Source organism: Methanococcoides sp. LMO-2 (genome assembly GCF_038432375.1).
Taxonomy (GTDB): domain Archaea; phylum Halobacteriota; class Methanosarcinia; order Methanosarcinales; family Methanosarcinaceae; genus Methanococcoides; species Methanococcoides cohabitans.
Window position 1 is genome coordinate 15,091 of record NZ_JBCAUS010000002.1, and the last position, 19,672, is coordinate 34,762.

At 43.9% G+C, this 19,672-nt stretch carries 17 protein-coding genes; 6 read left to right on the top strand and 11 right to left on the bottom strand.

The genetic code is table 11. The features are described 5' to 3' along the window. Nucleotides 1–58 precede the first annotated feature (58 nt). From ilvC to WOA13_RS00315, 5 genes are all read right to left on the bottom strand, one after another. Nucleotides 59–1,066 (bottom strand): ketol-acid reductoisomerase, encoded by a 1,008-nt coding sequence (gene ilvC, locus WOA13_RS00295; protein ID WP_342126009.1) that lies wholly within the window; start codon nucleotides 1,064–1,066, stop codon nucleotides 59–61. A gap of 39 nt (nucleotides 1,067–1,105) precedes the next feature. Further along, nucleotides 1,106–1,591: an acetolactate synthase small subunit gene (ilvN, locus tag WOA13_RS00300; protein WP_048205541.1), complete on the bottom strand. Its 486-nt coding sequence runs from the start codon at nucleotides 1,589–1,591 to the stop codon at nucleotides 1,106–1,108. Beyond that, on the bottom strand, nucleotides 1,588–3,279 hold the full coding sequence (locus WOA13_RS00305; RefSeq protein ID WP_342126010.1) for an acetolactate synthase large subunit: 1,692 nt from the start codon (nucleotides 3,277–3,279) through the stop codon (nucleotides 1,588–1,590). Before WOA13_RS00305 ends, ilvN begins: the two co-directional genes overlap by 4 nt. 109 nt (nucleotides 3,280–3,388) lie before the next feature. Further along, the gene (locus WOA13_RS00310; RefSeq protein WP_342126879.1) at nucleotides 3,389–4,873 is read right to left on the bottom strand and encodes a (R)-citramalate synthase; all 1,485 of its coding nucleotides are present in this window, start codon (nucleotides 4,871–4,873) and stop codon (nucleotides 3,389–3,391) included. 299 nt (nucleotides 4,874–5,172) lie between these two features. Next, nucleotides 5,173–6,225 (bottom strand): M42 family metallopeptidase, encoded by a 1,053-nt coding sequence (locus WOA13_RS00315; protein WP_342126011.1) that lies wholly within the window; start codon nucleotides 6,223–6,225, stop codon nucleotides 5,173–5,175. 143 nt (nucleotides 6,226–6,368) lie between these two features. On the opposite strand from WOA13_RS00315, the gene mdh reads away from it, so the two are divergent. Next, on the top strand, nucleotides 6,369–7,292 hold the full coding sequence (gene mdh, locus WOA13_RS00320) for a malate dehydrogenase (RefSeq protein ID WP_342126012.1): 924 nt from the start codon (nucleotides 6,369–6,371) through the stop codon (nucleotides 7,290–7,292). Between the two features lie 186 nt (nucleotides 7,293–7,478). Here the strand turns inward: mdh and WOA13_RS00325 are convergent, their stop codons facing one another. The 6 genes from WOA13_RS00325 to WOA13_RS00350 form a co-directional block, all read right to left on the bottom strand. Next, entirely contained in the window at nucleotides 7,479–8,276 is a 798-nt protein-coding gene (locus WOA13_RS00325) for a 3-oxoacyl-ACP reductase family protein (protein ID WP_342126013.1), read from the bottom strand. 14 nt (nucleotides 8,277–8,290) lie between these two features. Next, complete coding sequence (gene nadE / locus WOA13_RS00330; protein ID WP_342126014.1) at nucleotides 8,291–9,259, bottom strand: NAD(+) synthase; 969 nt, start codon at nucleotides 9,257–9,259, stop codon at nucleotides 8,291–8,293. A gap of 30 nt (nucleotides 9,260–9,289) precedes the next feature. Next, nucleotides 9,290–10,162 (bottom strand): adenine nucleotide alpha hydrolase family protein, encoded by an 873-nt coding sequence (locus WOA13_RS00335; protein WP_342126015.1) that lies wholly within the window; start codon nucleotides 10,160–10,162, stop codon nucleotides 9,290–9,292. Between the two features lie 121 nt (nucleotides 10,163–10,283). Continuing rightward, nucleotides 10,284–11,762: a class I adenylate-forming enzyme family protein gene (locus WOA13_RS00340; RefSeq protein ID WP_342126016.1), complete on the bottom strand. Its 1,479-nt coding sequence runs from the start codon at nucleotides 11,760–11,762 to the stop codon at nucleotides 10,284–10,286. Between the two features lie 4 nt (nucleotides 11,763–11,766). Next, nucleotides 11,767–12,012 carry an acyl carrier protein gene (locus tag WOA13_RS00345; protein ID WP_342126017.1) on the bottom strand — a complete coding sequence of 82 codons (246 nt, stop codon included), beginning with the start codon at nucleotides 12,010–12,012 and terminating at the stop codon, nucleotides 11,767–11,769. Nucleotides 12,013–12,295: 283 nt separating this feature from the next. Continuing rightward, on the bottom strand, nucleotides 12,296–13,009 hold the full coding sequence (locus WOA13_RS00350) for a 4'-phosphopantetheinyl transferase superfamily protein (RefSeq protein WP_342126018.1): 714 nt from the start codon (nucleotides 13,007–13,009) through the stop codon (nucleotides 12,296–12,298). A 406-nt stretch (nucleotides 13,010–13,415) separates the two neighbouring features. On the opposite strand from WOA13_RS00350, the gene WOA13_RS00355 reads away from it, so the two are divergent. The 5 genes from WOA13_RS00355 to WOA13_RS00375 all read left to right on the top strand — a co-directional run bounded on the left by WOA13_RS00355 (nucleotide 13,416) and on the right by WOA13_RS00375 (nucleotide 19,629). After that, nucleotides 13,416–14,072: a cohesin domain-containing protein gene (locus WOA13_RS00355; protein WP_342126019.1), complete on the top strand. Its 657-nt coding sequence runs from the start codon at nucleotides 13,416–13,418 to the stop codon at nucleotides 14,070–14,072. Nucleotides 14,073–14,093: 21 nt separating this feature from the next. Further along, nucleotides 14,094–15,284, top strand: a complete 1,191-nt coding sequence (locus tag WOA13_RS00360; RefSeq protein ID WP_342126020.1) for a PGF-pre-PGF domain-containing protein — start codon at nucleotides 14,094–14,096, stop codon at nucleotides 15,282–15,284. Nucleotides 15,285–15,482: 198 nt separating this feature from the next. Beyond that, a complete protein-coding gene (locus tag WOA13_RS00365; protein WP_342126021.1) occupies nucleotides 15,483–15,893 on the top strand; it encodes a hypothetical protein in 411 nt (136 codons plus the stop codon). Continuing rightward, entirely contained in the window at nucleotides 15,890–16,798 is a 909-nt protein-coding gene (locus WOA13_RS00370; protein ID WP_342126022.1) for a metallophosphoesterase, read from the top strand. Before WOA13_RS00365 ends, WOA13_RS00370 begins: the two co-directional genes overlap by 4 nt. Further along, the gene (locus WOA13_RS00375) at nucleotides 16,795–19,629 is read left to right on the top strand and encodes a DEAD/DEAH box helicase (protein WP_342126023.1); all 2,835 of its coding nucleotides are present in this window, start codon (nucleotides 16,795–16,797) and stop codon (nucleotides 19,627–19,629) included. The genes WOA13_RS00370 and WOA13_RS00375 overlap by 4 nt, the downstream gene beginning before the upstream one ends. Nucleotides 19,630–19,672: the final 43 nt, after the last annotated feature.

The following is a 19,672-nucleotide window of genomic DNA, read 5'->3' on the forward strand; positions in this document are numbered from 1 at the left end:
AAGAATGGTTTTTCAGGACATGTGTCCTGAAAAATGTATTTTAGGATCGATTTTTAGCTTACTCTTCGTTGAGCTCGCTGTTGAGCCATGGCATCATTGCCCTGAGCTTCTTACCAACGACCTCGACAGGGTGCTCGTTCTCCAGACGCTCCATGGAGGTAAGTACAGCGTGGTTTGTTTGTCCTTCAAGGACGAACTCACGTGCGAACTCACCGTTCTGGATCCTCTCGAGTGCAATGTACATTGCTTCACGGGACTCTTCGTTGATGACCTGTGGGCCAACTGTGAGACCACCGTATTCTGCTGTGTTGGAGACTGAATACCACATCTTCTCAAGACCGCCCTCATGGATGAGGTCAACGATGAGCTTGAGCTCGTGGAGTGTCTCGAAGTATGCCATTTCCGGCTGGTAACCTGCTTCAACGAGTACTTCGAAGGATGTCTTGATGAGGCTTGCAACACCACCACAGAGGTCTACCTGCTCACCGAAGAGATCGGTCTCAGTTTCCTCGCGGAAGGTTGTCTCGATGACACCGGCTCTTGTACAGCCGACACCCTTTGCGTGTGCGAGTGCCATCTCATGTGCATTTCCTGTTGCATCCTGGTAGATAGCGATAAGACCTGGAACACCAGCGCCTTCATTGTAGGTCCTTCTTACAAGGTGTCCCGGGCTCTTTGGTGCGACCATGTAGACGTCCACATCTTTTGATGGTACGATCTGGTTGTAGTGGATGTTAAATCCGTGGGAGAATACGAGTGCATTGCCTGCTTCAAGCCCTGGCTCGATCTCTGCGTAGTATACCTGTGACTGGATCTCATCAGGAAGGAGGATCTGGATGACGTCTGCAGCCTTTGCAGCATCTGCAACTGTCATTACCTTAAGACCGTCGTTCTCTGCCTGTGCCCAGCGGCGGCTTCCTTCCCTGAGGCCGATGACAACATCAAGGCCTGAGTCGTGAAGGTTCTGTGCCTGTGCGTGTCCCTGGCTACCGTAGCCCATTACAGCTACTGTTTTACCTTTAAGTGCGCCGAGATCGGCGTCTTTGTCATAGAACATTTCTACCATGTTTATTTCTCCGTATTTTAATAGATCAAATTAATTCAATTATGAACTTTTAGAACCCCTTGTAAGTGCTACCTTACCGGTCCTTGCCATTTCCTTGATACCGAAAGGTCTCAGCAATGTCTGGATCGCCTTGATCTTGTTGGCATCTCCTGTGACCTCAATGGTAACTGATTTTGAAGCAACGTCAATTATCCTTGCCCTGAAGATATCCACGATCTGGATGATCTCAGCACGGTTGCTGGCATCAGTATTCACTTTTATAAGTGCCAGTTCCCTTTCAACGGATTCATCAGCTCCAAGGTCTGTTACACGAATGACTTCGATAAGCTTGTTAAGCTGCTTTGTGACCTGCTCAAGCACATGCTCATCGCCGCGAACAACAATTGTCATCCTTGAGATGGTGGGGTCTTCAGTGATTCCCACTGCAAGGCTGTCAATATTGAAACCACGTCGTGAGAATAGCCCTGCAACCCTTGTCAGTACTCCATATTTGTTCTCTACCAGAACTGCAAGTGTATGTTTCATTGTGTCCTCTCCAGGTCAAGTATTTCGTTGATCGCTGCGCCTGCCGGTACCATTGGTGATACGTTCTCTTCCCTCTCGACGATGAAGTCGATGATCACAGGTCTGTTCGCTTCGATGGCCTTTTCAATTGCAGGTCTGACCTCTGATGGCTTCTCAACACGAATTCCAAGAGCGCCGTATGCCTCTGCCAGTTTGACGAAGTCAACGCTGTCCTCGATGGTGGTGTGTGAATAGCGGTGTTCGAAGAACAATGCCTGCCACTGCCTGACCATTCCCAGGTAACCGTTGTTGAACAGTGCAATGATGATCGGAATATCGTTCTGTACGATGGTTGCCATTTCCTGGGAGTTCATCTGGAATGATCCGTCACCGGAAATGTCGAAGACGACCTTGTCAGGCCTTCCGAGCTTTGCACCGATGGCTGCGGGGAATCCGTATCCCATGGTTCCCAGTCCGCCTGAGGTTATGAATGTGCGTGGCTCTTTGTACTTGAAGTACTGGGCTGCCCACATCTGGTGCTGTCCTACCTCGGTTACGATGATCGCATCAGGACATGCCTCATTGATCTGTTCGATGATGTACTGTGGCTTGATCGCATCATCTCTGTTGACGTAGTAAAGCGGGAAATCCCTCTTCCAGATGGCGACCTTGTCAAGCCATTCCTTTGTGTCACATTCGCTAACATGTGGGAGGAGTGACTTGAGGATGTTTTTAGCATCTCCAACGATGGGTATGTCCACAGTGATGTTCTTTGAGATCTCTGCAGGATCGATATCAATGTGAATTATCTTTGCATTTGGTGCAAATGACTTGAGCTTTCCTGTGACCCTGTCGTCAAAACGTGCACCTACAGCGATCAGGAGGTCTGATTCCTGTATCGCATAGTTTGCATACTTTGTACCGTGCATTCCGGGCATCCCTAGGTAAAGTTCATTGTCGTTGGGGAAACCGCCTATGCCGGTCAGTGTTGTTGTGACAGGTGCCCTGATCTTTTCTGCAAAGGAAAGCAGTTCCTTGCTTGCATCTGAACCGATTACGCCACCACCTGCGTAGATAACAGGTCTTTTTGATTTTGCGATGGCTGTTGCAGCTCTTTTGATCTGCTGGCTGTTGCCTTTGTATGTTGGCTTGTAGCCGCGAAGCTCGACCTTGTCAGGATATACGAAATCGATCTCATCGGTCGTAACATCCTTTGGCATATCAATAAGAACAGGACCCGGCCTGCCTGTGGAGGCGATGTGGAATGCCTCTTTGATTATCCTTGGCAGGTCCTTTGCATCCTGTACGAGATAGTTGTGTTTTGTGATAGGCATCGTGATGCCTGTGATGTTAGCTTCCTGGAAAGCATCGTTACCTAACATTGAGCTTGGTACCTGTCCTGTAAAAGCTACCAGTGGAATTGAATCCATGTATGCGTTTGCGATACCTGTGACAAGGTTTGTTGCTCCTGGGCCTGATGTTGCCAGGCAGACGCCTACCTTTCCTGTAGCCCTTGCATATCCTTCGGCTGCATGGACTGCTGCCTGCTCATGCCTGACGAGCAGATGGTGCAGGTGTGCATCATAGAGTTCATCATAGATAGGGAGCAGCACGCCGCCCGGGTATCCGAATAGAACTTCGACATTTTCCCTGTACAGGCACTCGACGAATGCTCTTGCGCCTGTCATTCTTTCTGGTTTTCCGGTCATGCTATCTTTTCCTTTTAGTTGATCGGTAAGATATTATCAATTTATCAATATGTGTTCAAACATTTGTTTTTCAGTTTGTGATTGGCTGTTGTATCCTGTATATGGATGTTCAGTCCTGTATCAGCTGGTTGATTCCGTTTATGATCGCTTCTACGGATGCCAGGATTATGTCTGTGCGGGCACCTCTTGAAGTGACCATCTTTCCTTCCCTGGAAAGCTTCACCAGTACTTCTACAAGTGCATCGGTACCACCGGTGATAGCATCCACATGATATTCTTCAAGCTGGATATCTGCAAAACCTGAAATGGCCTTGCGTATTCCCTCGAAAGTTGCATCAACAGGTCCGTCTCCGATGCCTGCTTCCACGATCTCCTTTCCATCAACGGTAAGTCTCACGGAAGCGGTTGGTATTGCCTTGTTACCTGAGACAACAGTGAACTCCTCGAGCTTGACTTTTGATTCGCGGTAGATATCAAGCACAGCTTCAGCGATTGTCTGGAGGTCTGCATCTGTGACACGCTTGCCATGATCACCTAACTCTTTGACACGACCCACGATCTCATTGAGCTGAGATTCATCCACATCAAGTCCCAGTTCCTTTAATGCAAGTGTCACTGAGCTCTTGCCTGCATGCTTTCCAAGCACGATCTGCCTTTCACGTCCGATGCTTTCCGGTGTTATCGGCTCATATGTGGAGGTATCTGCCAGTAATCCGTGTACGTGGATACCTGCCTCGTGAGTGAATGCATTTCCACCGACAAGAGGCTTGTTCGATGCTACAGCCAGTCCTGTCAGGCGGCTGACAAGCCTTGAGGTCTTGTAAAGCTCATCGGTCTTGATTCCGGTGTCGTATTTGTAGAGCCACTCAAGTACCATCACTACTTCTTCAAGCGCAGTATTTCCTGCCCTTTCTCCGATGCCATTGATGGTCATGTGCGCTTCTTTCGCACCACCGTTCAGTGCAGCGATGGTGTTCGAGACCGCGAGGCCGAAATCATTATGACAGTGGATGGCTACCGGTACATCGATAGCTGATGTAAGTTCTTTGAATATCTCGGTCGTTCTTTCTGGAACAAGCAATCCCACAGTATCACAGAAACATACCCTGTCAGCACCTACTTCCACACCTGCCTTGTACAGGTCCGTTAAGAAATCCAGATCTGCTCTGGATGCATCCTCTCCGCTAAGCTCCACTATAAGACCATGGTCCTTTGCATATTCGGTGGCACTTAATGCCATTTCCTTTAATGCTTCCCTGTCCTTCTTGAGCTTCACATTAATATGAAGGTCTGATACAGGAGCCACGAGGTGAATCGAATCCACATCACACTCTAAGGCATAGTCCACATCCTGCTGCATAATGCGGCAGTAGCTGCATATCTCTGCGTCCAGACCTTCAGCTGTCACAGCACGAATTGCTTCGCGCTCGCCCTCTGAAGTGATGGCAGAACCTGCTTCGATGATGTTTACTCCCAGATCGTCGAGCTTGCGTGCGATCCAGACTTTCTCTTCTGTTTTCAGTGCGACACCAGGTGTCTGTTCACCGTCTCGTAAAGTTGTGTCCAAAAACCGGATATTTTCGAATAATGTAATCCCTCAGTTGTTTTTTTATTTCAGCGACGTATTTTCTCTGTTCGATCAATGATCTCTGAATTTATCACTAATAATCAGGATGTTATTTATAGATGCATGTCGCTGACTATCACAGCCAAAATAATACTTCTATTGGTTTTAGTACTTTTGGTGTGGAGTTAACGGCTTACTTGCGTAACAATATCCAGTGATCCTTTCATAAACATAATTCCCGGACTGGATCTGTTTTTTCGATGTGGATTCATGATGTGGGGTCACAACAATAAAAAAAGAGATGCCATAGAGGCATCAGAAGCAGATTAGAAGTACTTGTCGATATTGAGAACTGCCTTTGCGATAAGGTCTGCACATGCCTGAAGGTCTTCCAGGGACAGCACTTCAACAGGGGAGTGGATATATCTTGTAGGCACGCTGATGGTGCTTGAAGGAATACCTTCTCGGGTGAGGTGAATTGCAGTAGCATCTGTTGTACCGCCACCGCCTACATTGAGTTGGTATGGTATGTCATTCTCCTCAGCGGTCTCTTTCAGCCACTTCACGACATTCCTGTCTGCGATAAGACCTCTTCCGGATGCATCAACGACCGTGATAACTGCACCTTTTCCCATTTCCAGTGCAGAATCCTTCTTGTCAATACCTGGATGATCTCCGGGGAATGTAACATCAACTGCAATGGCAACATCAGGGTTCAGTCCAAATGCGGATGTGCGTGCACCTTTAAGCCCGACCTCTTCCTGCACGGTTCCCACAGCATGTACAGTTGCCTTTACATGGTTTTCAGAGAGCTGTTTCATTGCATCGATGAGCATTGCAACTCCTGCACGGTTATCGAATGCCTTACATGTGACAAGTCCGTTGGCAAGAGGTGCGTAATCCCTGTCAAGAGAGATGGCAGTTCCGACATCGACTCCCATGTTGATGGCATCTTCCTTGTCCTTTGCACCGATATCGATGAACATGTCCTCGGCCTTTACCGGTCTCTTCCTGTCTTCCTCTTTCATTACATGTGGTGGTTTTGATCCGATGACACCTGTAATAGGGCCGTTGCTTCCGTGAACGACCACTCTCTGGCTGTGAAGGGTCTGGTCGAACCATCCTCCGATCTTTACGAAACGCAGGAATCCGTTGTCATCGATGTACTGGACCATCAGTCCGATCTCGTCCATGTGTGCTGCCAGCATAATGGCAGGACCTTCACCTTTCTTTGTGGTGATGAGATTTCCCATCTTGTCTGTCCTTGCCTCATCTACATATGGTTTGATCTCTTCTTCCATGATATCCTTGATATTGTTTTCATATCCGGATATGCCGTGTGCGTTGGATAACTTTTCAAGTAGCTTCTCTAGTTCCATAGCTGATCGGTGGTAGATTGGTCTTTGAGGATATAAATGTTTGAGTAAGGGGTTACCAAGAAAACATATATTACTTTTGAGAACCATTTTTAGATTATAGCTTAACGATTTGCTATATCTGTCTATTCGGGGGTGTTACAGATATGAAAAAGATTGCAGTCATAGGATCAGGTAACGTTGGTTGCGCTACTGTTCAACGTATCGCAGAGCTTGAAATTGGAAATATTGTCATGACCGATGCTACTGAGGGTGTGGCTAAAGGGAAGGCACTTGATATCATTGAGGCTGCCCCCGTTCTCGGCTATGATGTTGAGATACTGGGTACCAGTGATTACTCTGATATTGAAGGTTCTGATATTGTGGTCATTGCCGCAGGAGTTGCACGTAAAAAAGGAATGGTACGTGATGATCTGATGAAGGTCAATGCAAATATCATAAAAGAGGTTTCTGAAAAGATCTTACTATATGCACCCGATGCTATAGTTATCACTGTAACCAATCCACTTGATATCATGACGTATGCTACACAGAAATGTACCGGATTTGATACAAATCGGGTATTTGGAATGAGCGGGATGCTTGATTCAAGTAGGTTTGCAGCTTTCATTGCTATGGAACTTGGTATTTCTGCAAAGGATGTTTCTGCACTGGTACTTGGTGGGCACGGTGATTCCATGGTCGCATTGCCACAATATACCACAGTGTCAGGTGTTCCATTACCTGAACTACTTCCTGAAGATACGATAGAGAGGCTTGTAAAGCGAACTGTCAACGCAGGAACTGAAATTGTTGAATATCTTAAGACTGGCAGTTCCTTCTTTGCTCCTGCAGCAGCCATTGGATCGATGGTTGAATCCATAGTTAATGACCAAAAAAGAGTAATTCCAGCATCCTCTTACTTGCAGGGTGAATATGGTGAGGATGGACTGTATCTGGGAGTACCTGTGATCTTAGGTAAGAATGGCATAGAAAAGGTCATCGAACTCGAACTTACAGAAAGCCAACAACAGGCATTTTCAATATCTGCTGATCATATACGTAAAAGCATATTAAAATTGCAGCTGTGATATACGTAAAAATCGGATAAATTCTATCTCTATTTATTTTTTCGCTTTGTGGATGTTTTTTGATAGGCAGAAAAACTCCTATTTTTATTTTAAAATTTATTTTGCGGAATTTGGGGATCGCTTTGATAAGGGTAAATAAATTTCTGGTTTTTGTAGTTTCAACTTAACCTTTAATTTGTAATTTATTCAAATAACCTGGCAGCCATCAACAGATATCACCTGGCCGCTTACATAATCCCCAAGCTCTGAACTTAAAAAAAGAATAACTTTTGCAACGTCTTCCGGTTTGCCACTTCGACCAAGAGCTATATTTGCTATAAGTTTACCACGAATTTCTTCTTTCACATCTCTTGTCAGGTCAGTTTCAATGAACCCTGGTGCAATTGCATTTACAGTAATTCCATATCTTCCAAGCTCTTTTGCTGCAGATCTCGTGAATCCTACGACTCCTGCTTTGCTGGCCGAGTATGCGGTTTGGCCGGCATTTCCATTCAGTCCTATTATAGATGAGAGGTTAATGATCTTTCCAGATCGTTGCTTTCTCATTATGTTCGAAGCATATCGGGTGCATAGGAAAGTTCCTTTCAGATTAACATCAATAATATGTTCAAACGACTTTGTACTTGTCATCATCAATAGATTGTTTTGCATTACTCCGGCATTATTGACAAGTATGTCGAGTTTTAAATATTGCTTTTTGATGAGGTCGAACATCTCCTTTACATCGCTCTCAACAGATACATCAGCTTTTACCATGGTCGCCTTATACCCTTTCTCTGTAATTTCATCTACAAGATCAGTAGCTTCATCTTCACTTTCGTTGTAGTTGATGATCACAGTTGCATGGTTCTCTGCTGCTAATAAGGCTGTAGCTCTCCCAATTCCCCGGCTGGATCCTGTGATCAGTATTACTTTGTCTTTGAGCATGTATGTGTTCCTTTTATCGAAAAACAGGTCAAAATCATAACATATGATGAATTTCATCCCTGTTTCAGTATTCATTTTTCAAGATAACATATCGGAGGATTTGATGTGATATATTTGGATGCCTTTCCTATTTTTGCAATTCCTCTCTTTGCTTTGTTTATTGTTTCCTCTGATAATTCTGTATTCTCTTTAATCACATCCACAGGTAGTTCATGTTCCTGAGAATACAATAGTTGGTCCATGATATCAATTGGCATACGCCAGAAGAAGTCCTCATCAGATGTGTAGCTGCTCCATGTATCTGCGCTTGGAGGCCTTTCAATTATCTCTCTATCGACATCTAGCAGCTCTGCCAGTGCGTAGACCTGGGTTTTGTAGCAGTCTCCCAGAGGTTCGATATCCACTCCGCCATCGCCATATTTCACGAACTGGCCCAGAAGGTATTCGGTCTTATTGGTGGTACCGCATACAAGATAATTGTTCTTTTCAGCGTACATATACTGGACCAACATTCTTGATCTCTGTTTCACGTTCTGGATTCCGATCAGTTCGAGATAGTCCTTTGCTTTCAACCGATTCTTTGAAACGATCTCGCCATCTTTTACAAGTCTGATGGATGGGATGGTTATCATATTGTCTTCTAAGAGACTTGGTAGGACAAGTGACGTCTTGTGAATATCCGGATCATATTCCGGGCAGGTTCTCTTTATTATCTGCTCCTTTTTCCCGTATATGTCAAGTGCTTCAAGGATAGGGGTAATAGGGACCTCTTCATAAGAAACACCCAATGTGTCACAAAGTCTTGCTCCGAGTTCTTTGCTGGATGAAGCTGATTCTTTTTCAGGAAGCAGTAATCCGTAAACATTCTCCTTACCCAGTTTCTGAACAGCCAGTGCGAGTATGACTGCAGAATCGATACCTCCTGAAACTCCGATCACAACTCCCCTTTTCTTAAAGTCCTTCACATAGTCTTTAATGAAAGTCCTGATCTTAGAGGCGTTCTCTTCTGTATCTTTATTTATCTCATCAATTATTTTCATGCTACTTCACCACTGGCAGGATCTACGCTTTTATTCCACTTCCAGATCAAGTTTCTTAGAGGCCATTTCTATCAATGGCTTTGACAATTCCTTATGCAATTTCTCAAGCCCCTCTTCCTGGGTCATATCTCCACTTCTCACAAGCCCCGCTATATCGAAGGCATATGGATGGATATTGTATTTATCAATATGATTCTGGCAGGCAAATGCATTCAAAAGGCAGTTTGTTGAATTGCTGTCACTTATCTTTGGGGGCATCCAGCCGAGGTCAATCAGAGCCTCAATGATCTTATCTTCATTGTAATCCCACAGGCACATTGGGTGTAAGATCATTGGAATGTTATCTTTGTCTATGTTATTTATTATCTCATTTTTTAGAACGAAACTCTCATCCTTGTCATCTACCCCGATATTTTGAAGTTGTTTCTCAAAAAGATCCCGGGACCATTTTATGAAATTAACCTGAAGGTCAATTATGGGAGTAGGTGACTGGCCGGATGTAAAAGCAAAAACAATGAATGGTGCTTTGCGAATTATTGCCTGTTCTATGAGCTTTTGTTTGATTATGCTGATGCAGGTATTGCAAATGTCACTGGCCCGGTATCTGGCAAATTTTGAGTATGCGTTGGTAGATGTGGCTGCTTTTCGAAATGTATCACAAAGTGCCTTTTCATCCATGGTAAGTTTAAAGTAGTCGCATCCTGTGATCTCACACATCTTTTTTGCATTAGCAACAGCAGTGTCTGAAATGAAAGCATTGTCAAACTGAATTGCAAGTATGTTCAGGAATGGATACTCCTTCTTCAGTTTATACAGGCCGTATGAGGAATCTTTTCCGCCCGAGAGTGCAAAAATAACATCATATTCCCCTTTCCCACTTTTTTCTTTAAGCAGTTTTTCCATAATCCTCAGATATTTTATCTTATCTTCCGAAGAAAGGGGTTCATACTTCTCACAGAACTGGCAAAGACCGTTTTCCTCATTTATTGTTATACCAGGAATGTCTGAATCTAAAATACATCTTTTACATATTAGCTTTGACATTTTGATACGCCTCTATTATGGACCTGTTTGATATTTTTCCACTTTTGCTTAGTGGTAAGTTCTCGATAAGAATTATTTCCAGTGGACACAGGAAACCGGGTAGGTTCTTCCTGCAAAATGAATACAGTGTTTCAACTTCAGTATCTTCCGTTGGGATCACCATAAGACTGATGGCATTTCCCATATACTCATGATCGACCGGGACGACGAATACATCTGAAAGCTCATTGTTTTTTCCAATGTATTTTTCCACTTCCCTCGGATTTATACGATGATCGGCAACTTTGATCAGGTCATCTTTGCGACCTAATAATTTGAAGTAACCATTTGGCAGTTTTTGTGCCAGGTCTCCGGTATACATCCAGCCATCGATTATTTTTTTGCGGGTAGCTTCTTCATCATTAAGGTAACCTATTAGTATGTTCTTTCCTCTGGCTATTAACTCTCCTGTAATTCCCGGCTCTACCGGATTTTTATTATCATCAACAACATCAAGCTCAACGCCTGGTATCGGTCTTCCGATAGTATCAGAATATTCTTCCAGTTCTTCTGAAGGGACATAAGCAAGTCTGGCAGTAGCTTCTGTTTGTCCATACATTGGTATGATCTCAATGCTGTCATTCAATTCTTTGATCCTCTTTGTGATCTCTGTTTCCATGGCCCCGCCTGCGGATGCAGCAAGCCTGACGTTCCTGAATGCTTTCTGGAAGCTGGAAGGATATTTTAGAAGAATACGATAAGTGCTTGGAACTCCATAGAATATGGTTACTCCCGATTCTATGAGCTCGAATGTCGATCTGAGGAAAGTAAGACCTCCGATCGCTATGGATCCTCCTGCAACCAATTGGGAATTTACGATGGAATTTCCAAAAGCATGGTGTGGAGAAATTACCTGTGCAGCCTTGTCTTCAGGTGTTATGCTTAGTACTTCGATTATGGAATTTGCATTCGAGATCAGGTTTTCATCACTTAACATGACACCTTTTGGTGCTCCTGTTGTTCCGGAGGTGTACATAACGAGTCGTAACAGGTCATTATTATTTTCACTAATTACATTTTTACGTAGTTTTTTCACGGATGAGTCTTTTGAAATCCGGATCAAAGTACTGAACCGGTCAAAGAATGTACTTTCAAATCTTGAATATTGTTGTTCGGTGACAATAATATTATTTATGCGGTTGCTATCCAGTATCTGCTGAATATTAGATTCTGTAAGTTCCACAGGAAGAGGTACAGCAATGTTGTTCGATCTATACACTGCCATTAAAGCCCGAATGTACTCTATACCTGATTCGGCAAAGATGGCAAATTTACAGTGATCGAAGTCCTCTATTTCTGTTGCTATGGTGTTTATAGCTTCATCAAGATGTGCATAGGATATTGATCTGCTTTTTTCTTCCAATGCAATTCTTTGAGGAGTTTCTCTGGCATGTTTTGCAACATATTGATCGAGCTTCATGTTTTCACTTTATCAATTTTTGAATCGTATTTGCAATGCCGTTGATCGAATCAAAATTTTCAGGAGTTAACATATCCTCAGGAATATCTATGGAATACTTTTCAGAAATAAAATCCAAAAATTCGATCAACCCAATTGAATCGATAATTCCGTTCATTGTTAAAGAATCATCATCTCCTAATTGTGTGCTACTGTCCATAAACGAATTATTTTGTAAAAACCCAAGTATGTCTTGTTTGATCTCATCCATGTTGTCAACCCATTCTGTTTGCTTTTAAAGAGAATGATAACTTAACAGTGATCAAAAAGTAGCTCAGTGGATGTAAATGGAATACTCTCTGCAGCATAACTATTTGACCTAATTCCCCACTAATAATTTAACTTCTCTAGTATATAAGATATTTCTATAGCAGATACTTTATTCAACTTGATGGAGGGTTGAATATGATTACTTAGTTAGTTAGTTAGTTAGTTAGTTACTTTAGTTTATTAATGAGCAACTTCTAAAAATTATCAAAATCATTGGATGTAGCTTATAAGGACTTTAGAAGTAGTTTTTCTATTTTTATAGGATATCCTTTTTGGAGATGACATATATTGACCTCGTTGCTTTTTGAAGTGAGAACAACAGAAAGTATATACTTATCATTTATACTGAGTTGATGGTGATCGAGACCATCAAGAACAATTTCTTTATTCAAGCATGCCAGCATACTCTGATCTGTCAGTTTACAATATGCTTCCTTTAATGTCCATTCTTTTAGCAGGTCAATATTGTCTTCTTGAAGCATATCTCTTTCAAATCTTTTATTATGGACATATTTTGAAAAAGTCTTCAGATCAATTTGCCTTATGTGCTCAATGTCAATTCCTATTTTTTGTTTTGATAATGAGATAGCAACGAGGTTCTCGGAATATGAGATACAAATATAGATCTCCTCGTGGTTCTTAACGCATACACGTCCTTCATTGTTTTGATAGAGGGATATGTCTGAAGATGACCTTTTTTTCAGGATATGCTGAAGGACGGTCTTCAGGAGTGATCGGGATACAATGAACCTTTTTCTAAAGTATTCCGTTTTTAATGTGTTAAGATATTCTTTTTCATCATTGGTTAGATCTGATAGTCGTAATTGCTCATGTATTTCCAGATCGATGAAAAAAATAAGGGCTTCGTTCTTATTCCATAGTTTATGGATCGATAAAGATGACAAAGTAGCTGATGATTCTACTGTTTTAATATGCATGAAAGAACCTTTTGTTTGCGATAACAAAATGATGTTGGAATGTAGCTGGCAGACTTGGAAATTCTTTTGATGTTCTGGCGTTGATCATTTATAGTCCTATTTTTCGCTGGTTACACTGATCATAACAAGTTCTCAATTTTATTTTTATAATTTAAGCATTTAATTTTCATTAGTTTTTGCATTTGTTTACTTATTTATTTTTGTCAGCACAGGTCACATCCGTTTTATCACAGATTATTATATTTAAATCCTATAAATCTCATAATGATGAGTATCATAACATTCTCGTTTTTTTCATAATGTTTATATATCACCAGTGCCAATTGGAATATGGGGATTTTAAACTTTGGTAATTGCGATCAAGTCAGTTCAACTTATCAATGCATTTAACAACAAAGGAAAAAACATGTTCGGGATAAAAAAGTTTTTAATAGTAGCAGCTATGTTTGCATTATTTGCAGCCACAGCTAACGTTTCTGCCGCGGCTTCAGATGTAACTCTGGAACCATCTTCCCAGATCGTTACTCCGGGTGAGACTTTCACAGTAAATATCTTCGTGTCACCGGATGTGGATATTGCAGGGATGCAGTTCGATCTTGTCTTTGACAGCTCCCAGTTCCAGATATCAGAAGCAAGTGAAGGTAGTCTGTTCAAACAAAGTGGTATGGGCACATTTTTCGTTTCAGGCTCAGTAAATTCCGGTCTGCTCAATGATGCTTACGGTTGCATCCTTGGTGCTTCGGATGTAGCAACACCGGCAAACTTTGCCAGCGTTAGTGTAACAGCAACAGAGCAGTCCAACGGCAGATCTGAGCTGGTCCTGAAGGATGTCATCATAAGTGATCCGTCAGGTAATGCTGTGGACATTGAATTAACAAATACAGTTATCTCTGTTGTAATAGTTGATATTAATCAGGATGGTGTGGTTGATTTTGAGGATTATGGTTTGGTTGAGGAGCATTTCGATGAAACAACTTCATACCCTTATCCTGCATGGGATGTAAATCAGGATAATATTGCAAATGTTCTTGACCTAATGCTTGTATTATCTCACATGGATTAATATGGTAGGTAAGGGATTCCGATGAAATGGGACATTCTCATCTCTGGTAAAAGTAATGTATTTTCCTTACTTATTTTTTCTTTAGTAACGATTACCTGTCTTAGCGGACTCGCCGGTGCCACTTCAACTATTAGTATAGTTCCTGAATCAGAATCCATAGTAACGGGTCAGGAATTCTCTGTAAACGTATATCTGCAGCCAGATCGTCCCGTTGCTGGTATTCAGTTCGATCTGATATATGATAGTGATCTTGTCAATGTGGTCACAGTTTCTGAAGGTGATTTCTTAGGGCAGGATGGTGCTCTTGTCTTGTTCAATCCCGGTAATATCGATAGTTCAAGCGGGAAAGTTGATTCTGTATATGGTCTGATACTTGACAAGACAAGCGTCGTCGGACCGGGGTCAGTTGCCGTCATCCAGATGAACGCCGGTAATATCTCAGGTACAAGTACCCTCTACCTATCTAATGTTATAGTAAGTGATGCGCAGGGACAGATCATACCTACGGAAATTGTCAATGGATCGATCATGATCTCATCTGAAACATCCTCATCAGGCAAATCAGTTTCAAGTGATGGAACCGATGATGTGGAATCCCCGGGAATTACTACCACAAGCGAGTCATATGAAACATTTGAGGCTATTGAAAGAGAGCGCCAGGCCGTGTATCTGGGTTCTCAGGTTTCCTATCAGTTCGATAAATCGGAAAACCCGATCCGGTATATCAATTATGAGTCTCTTGCAAATGCCGGTAATGTAATAGCAACGATCGAAGTCCTTAATGGTCCTTCTCGTTTTGTTTCATCTGAACCTCCCGGTACAGTATACAAAAACGTAAATATCTGGCTGGGGAAGCCCGGATATGGAACAGAGAAGGACATTAAAGATGCAGTTATTGGATTCAGGGTTGATAATTCATGGTTTGAAGACAACCGCATATCTGATAGCTCTGTAATGGTGTATCGTTATGAGCAGGACTCCTGGATACCTCTTCCAACCATGAAGATCAGTGAGACAAGCAGTTATGTTAATTATGAATCCAGCACAACTGAATTTTCTCCATTTGTGATCGTAGGGGATATTTCAGAAGAGGTCATTGAGGAAGTAGCAGAAGCTGCTGAAATTCCCGAAGAAGATAAAAATCTTGATCAGAATGCAGCTCTAATTTTATGCTTATCAATCCTGGGACTGTTGTTTGCAAGAAGAAGATAAGATTCAGTTGTTTCTGTAATACCTTCTTCACTTTCCTTCTTTTAATTTTGAGTTAGCTCTATGTTCTACTAACTCTATCCATTAGCTTTAATTCACTTGGGAAAGGGCTTTTATGCGATATTCAATTCAGTAGTTTTAAAGATCATCCTTGATAATTGAGTTTAACAACGATTACCATGCTTTAATTGAGGCACCAATATGTTTGAAAAACTAATTCCCAAACAGAGAACAACTTCCACCCGTCTTGGAGGTCTACTGATCCTCGTAGGTGAGACCATGTTCCTGTTCTCTATCCTGAACTTCATTATGATCACCCGTCTTCAGTATTACAGTTCAGGTGACTCATTTGCAAGGACCATATTCCCGAAATATTACTTCTTCCTGTTTGGAATGCTCGCCGTAGCTTTCATAGGAATGTGGCTTGCATATGTCTACATATTCCCGAGCAAGCAGAAGTTCTCGCAGGAGCAGGCTGTAAAGGATAACAGGAGTCCAATGTACAATCGCCTTGTGGAGATGCATGAGGAAATGCGTGAGATGCAGTCCATGGTGAAGGAATTGCAGGAAAAGGTAGATACCCTGAGCAGAGAGGGACAGAAAGAACAATGACAATTACGGTTGAACCTGTGGTCAATGAACCTGCCCTTGTAGTAAATTCCGATACAAAGGCCCTTGTACTGGCAGATATCCATCTTGGCATCGAATGGGACCTCTACAGGAGTGGTTTTTCCATACCCAGCCAGATAGAGCAGAGACTTGAGCGGATAATGGCACTTGTGGAGCAGGAAGAACCTGACAGGATCGTGCTTCTTGGGGACGTCAAACATAATGTTCCACAGGTTTCCTGGCAGGAACGTGATGAGATTCCTTATTTTATTGGTAGCCTTTCAGAGAAGGCAACTGTTGATATCTTCCCTGGGAATCACGATGGTGGAATAGAGTTCCTGCTGCCTCCTGACAGTGACGTGAACGTTTATCCGGCAAGAGGTGATGTTATTGATGGAGTCGGCTATTTCCATGGTCATACATGGCCATCAGTGGAACTGCTATCTGCGGAACATGTTATCGTTGCTCACAATCATCCCACAGTACGCTTTACGGACTCCATGGGATACTCCGTTGTGGAACAGGTCTGGATAAGGGCACGGTTCGAAAGGGAGGTGCTTGCAGGCCACTTCAAGAGTGCTGACCTATCGGAAGAAAGTGATGCATGGTCAGATCCCGATGTCGTAGTGGTTCCGGCCTTCAACGAACTTTGTGGAGGTGTGGCTTTCAATGAATCGATGCTTGACGACCTTCTGGGGCCGATATTTTCATCCGGTGCGCTTGATATCGATCACTCTGATGTCTATATGCTGGACGGTACCTATCTCGGGATGTTGAAGAACATCAGGAAACTGGAGGAGACACGATCCGATAGAGGCAGGAGTAAGGGCGGTCGAAGCAAAAAGGAAAGCAAGAAGAACAGAGCCAGCCGCTCAAAACCGGATCGCTCAAAGGAGGGGCTGAAATGAGCTTTGGCAACCAGTTCGACAAGTTCCATCCCGCAATTCAGGAAACCCTGAGGAAAATGGGCTTTACGGCTCCCACCAAACCCCAGGAGATGTGCTTCCCCCATATCCTTGCAGCGGAGCATACATTCCTGATCGCACCGACAGGCTCCGGTAAGACCGAATCTGCCGTACTCCCAATGTTCCATCATATTCTTCACAAAAGTGAAGAAGGGCGCACGGGGATCTCTGCTCTTTACATTACTCCATTGCGTGCCCTCAATCGTGATATGCTCACACGTATCCAGACGTGGGGTAAGGAGCTAGGCATAACCGTACAGGTGCGCCATGGGGACACCTCTCCGTATGAAAGGCAGAAACAATCCCGGAATCCTCCTGACCTTTTGATCACGACTCCTGAGACACTTCAGGCGATGTTCACAGGCTCGCGTCTCAGGAAGAATCTTGAATGCGTCAGTTACGTTGTGGTTGATGAGATCCATGAACTGGCATCTTCCAAAAGAGGTGCACAGCTTTCCGTGGGACTTGAGAGGCTTGTGGAGATCTCCGGTGAGTTCCTGAGAGTGGGGCTTTCAGCCACCGTTGGTAATCCTGATGTGGTTGCACAGTTCCTTGTAGGTTCAGGCAGGGAAGTATCCGTTGTGCAGGTCACCATGATAAGCCTGCTCGAGTTCAATGTGGTCAGCCCGCAGGTAACCGACGATGATATTGCTATCGGGAAGAAGCTCGGCTGTGAGCCGGAGTTCGCATCCCACCTGCGCTGTATCCGCGAGATCGTGGATACCCATCTTTCAACTCTTATTTTCGTTAATACAAGACAGAGTGCAGAAGCTCTTGCTTCCGGTTTCAAGATACTGGGAGCTTCAATAGGTGTGCATCACGGCTCGCTTTCGGTGGATGCACGTATTGAAGCTGAGGAATCCTTCAAGGCAGGTGATATAAAGGGTCTGATCTGTACCTCTTCAATGGAGCTTGGCATCGATATCGGCAAGGTTGATCACGTTGTACAGTATGGTTCCCCGAGACAGGTCTCACGCCTGCTCCAGCGTGTGGGACGGGCAGGGCACAGGATACACGAAGTTTCCCGTGGAACTATCCTTGCAATGGGTTCGGATGATATCGTTGAGAGCATGGCTATCACAAAAGCTGCTATGGCAGGTAAGGTTGAAGACATCACTCCTCATAGCGGATCACTTGACGTTGTGGCAAACCAGATATCCGGGATGGTGATCGATTTTGGTGATGTTGAGATAAAAAAGATCCATTCCATACTGACCCGTACCTATCCTTTCAGGGATCTTTCCATAGAACAGCTTGAACGTGTTATCAACCAGATCATCGATTACCGCATGGTCTGGCGTGATGAGGGTTCCACCAGCATCAGCAGGCGAAAGAAGAGCTGGCAGTATTACTATGACAACCTCTCAATGATACCTGATGAGAGGAAGTTCGAGATCTACGATATTGTTTCCGGCAGGTCTGTGGGAATGCTGGATGAGGCATTTGTTGTTAATTTTGCATCCCCGGGTGCTGTATTCATCACCAAGGGTGACATGTGGCGTGTTATTGAGATGAACACCGACCGGGACCGGATCAAAGTGGAACCTGTCAAGACCATGGGTGAGATCCCCAGCTGGGTGGGAGAGGAGATCCCGGTCCCGTTCGCAGTGGCACAGGAAGTTGGGCGAATTCGGTTTAAGATATCCTTCCTGATACATGACGGGAAAACCGACGAAGAGATCGCTGAAGCACTGATGGAAGAATATCCTGTTGATATCCACAGTGCACTTGAGGTCATTGAGCTTGTAAAAGAGCACCTTTCAAAGGGATGTCCGCTTCCTGATAATGATACTATCGTGATCGAGGATGAAGGTGAGGCTGTTATTATCAATTCATGTTTCGGCCACACCACCAACGAGACCATAGGCAAGGTCATCACTTCACTACTTGCTGCCCGTTTTGGCAGTAGTGTGACCCAGGAGATCGATCCTTACAGGATAAGGATGCAGCTCCCAAGGCGTATGAAGGCTCTGCATATACAGGAGATGATCTACGACATCAAGCCTGAACACATTGAGCCGATCATTGAGATGACCCTGAAGAACACTTCGGTGATGAAGTGGAAGATGGTCCATGTGGCACGCAAGTTCGGTGCATTGAGCAAGGACATCGATTATGACCGTATCAGTATGAAGAAGCTGCTTGAGATCTACAAGGGCACTTCCATGTACGATGAGGTCATGCGTGAGATCTTCCACAACATGCTGGATGTGGATCAGGCGAGGGATGTGCTTGCACGGATAGCCTCAGAGGAAATGGTAATTCTGGTAAGTCCTGCTCCGACACCCATCGGCTCGGCAGGATTTGCAATGAGGCGTGACCTCGTGGCTCCTGAGAAAGCTGACAGGTCCATCGTGCTCGCCCTTAAGGACAGGATAATGCATGATCGGGTCATACTGTTCTGTGTTCACTGCAAGACCTGGGTGTCACGCAGGAAGGTCATGAACGTTCCCGATGAGATCGTGTGTCCTGTCTGTGATTCCAGGATGGTGGCTGCACTCAAGCCCTGGGAAGAGGACGAGATAAAGCTTGTCCGGAAGCAGGGCAAGGTCACTGCAAAGGAAGATGTGAAGCGCATCCAGCGGGTATATCGAAATGCTGGTATTGTTATGGCAAACGGTAAGCTTGCGGTCATAGCTCTTGCAAGTCGTGGAATTGGTCCGGAGACGGCTTCCCGTGTGATCGAGAAGATGCGTGTGGACGAGGAAGCTTTCTACAGGGATATCATGGCTGCAGAAAGGAACTACGCCAAGAACAAGCAGTTCTGGAAATAAGAACCAGTAACATGGCGCAACGTCCTTATACTTTGTAAATCCA

Coding starts and splice junctions, on each gene's coding strand:
- WOA13_RS00355 (WP_342126019.1), top strand. CDS start 13,416: ATGTTCGGGATAAAAAAGTTTTTAATAGTAGCAGCTATGTTTGCATTA.
- nadE (WP_342126014.1), bottom strand. CDS start 9,259: ATGAAAATAATTGATGAGATAAATAAAGATACAGAAGAGAACGCCTCT.
- ilvN (WP_048205541.1), bottom strand. CDS start 1,591: ATGAAACATACACTTGCAGTTCTGGTAGAGAACAAATATGGAGTACTG.
- WOA13_RS00345 (WP_342126017.1), bottom strand. CDS start 12,012: ATGGATGAGATCAAACAAGACATACTTGGGTTTTTACAAAATAATTCG.
- WOA13_RS00350 (WP_342126018.1), bottom strand. CDS start 13,009: ATGCATATTAAAACAGTAGAATCATCAGCTACTTTGTCATCTTTATCG.
- WOA13_RS00360 (WP_342126020.1), top strand. CDS start 14,094: ATGAAATGGGACATTCTCATCTCTGGTAAAAGTAATGTATTTTCCTTA.
- ilvC (WP_342126009.1), bottom strand. CDS start 1,066: ATGGTAGAAATGTTCTATGACAAAGACGCCGATCTCGGCGCACTTAAA.
- WOA13_RS00305 (WP_342126010.1), bottom strand. CDS start 3,279: ATGACCGGAAAACCAGAAAGAATGACAGGCGCAAGAGCATTCGTCGAG.
- WOA13_RS00315 (WP_342126011.1), bottom strand. CDS start 6,225: ATGGAACTAGAGAAGCTACTTGAAAAGTTATCCAACGCACACGGCATA.
- WOA13_RS00370 (WP_342126022.1), top strand. CDS start 15,890: ATGACAATTACGGTTGAACCTGTGGTCAATGAACCTGCCCTTGTAGTA.
- WOA13_RS00325 (WP_342126013.1), bottom strand. CDS start 8,276: ATGAAATTCATCATATGTTATGATTTTGACCTGTTTTTCGATAAAAGG.
- WOA13_RS00340 (WP_342126016.1), bottom strand. CDS start 11,762: ATGAAGCTCGATCAATATGTTGCAAAACATGCCAGAGAAACTCCTCAA.
- WOA13_RS00365 (WP_342126021.1), top strand. CDS start 15,483: ATGTTTGAAAAACTAATTCCCAAACAGAGAACAACTTCCACCCGTCTT.
- WOA13_RS00335 (WP_342126015.1), bottom strand. CDS start 10,162: ATGGAAAAACTGCTTAAAGAAAAAAGTGGGAAAGGGGAATATGATGTT.
- mdh (WP_342126012.1), top strand. CDS start 6,369: ATGAAAAAGATTGCAGTCATAGGATCAGGTAACGTTGGTTGCGCTACT.
- WOA13_RS00375 (WP_342126023.1), top strand. CDS start 16,795: ATGAGCTTTGGCAACCAGTTCGACAAGTTCCATCCCGCAATTCAGGAA.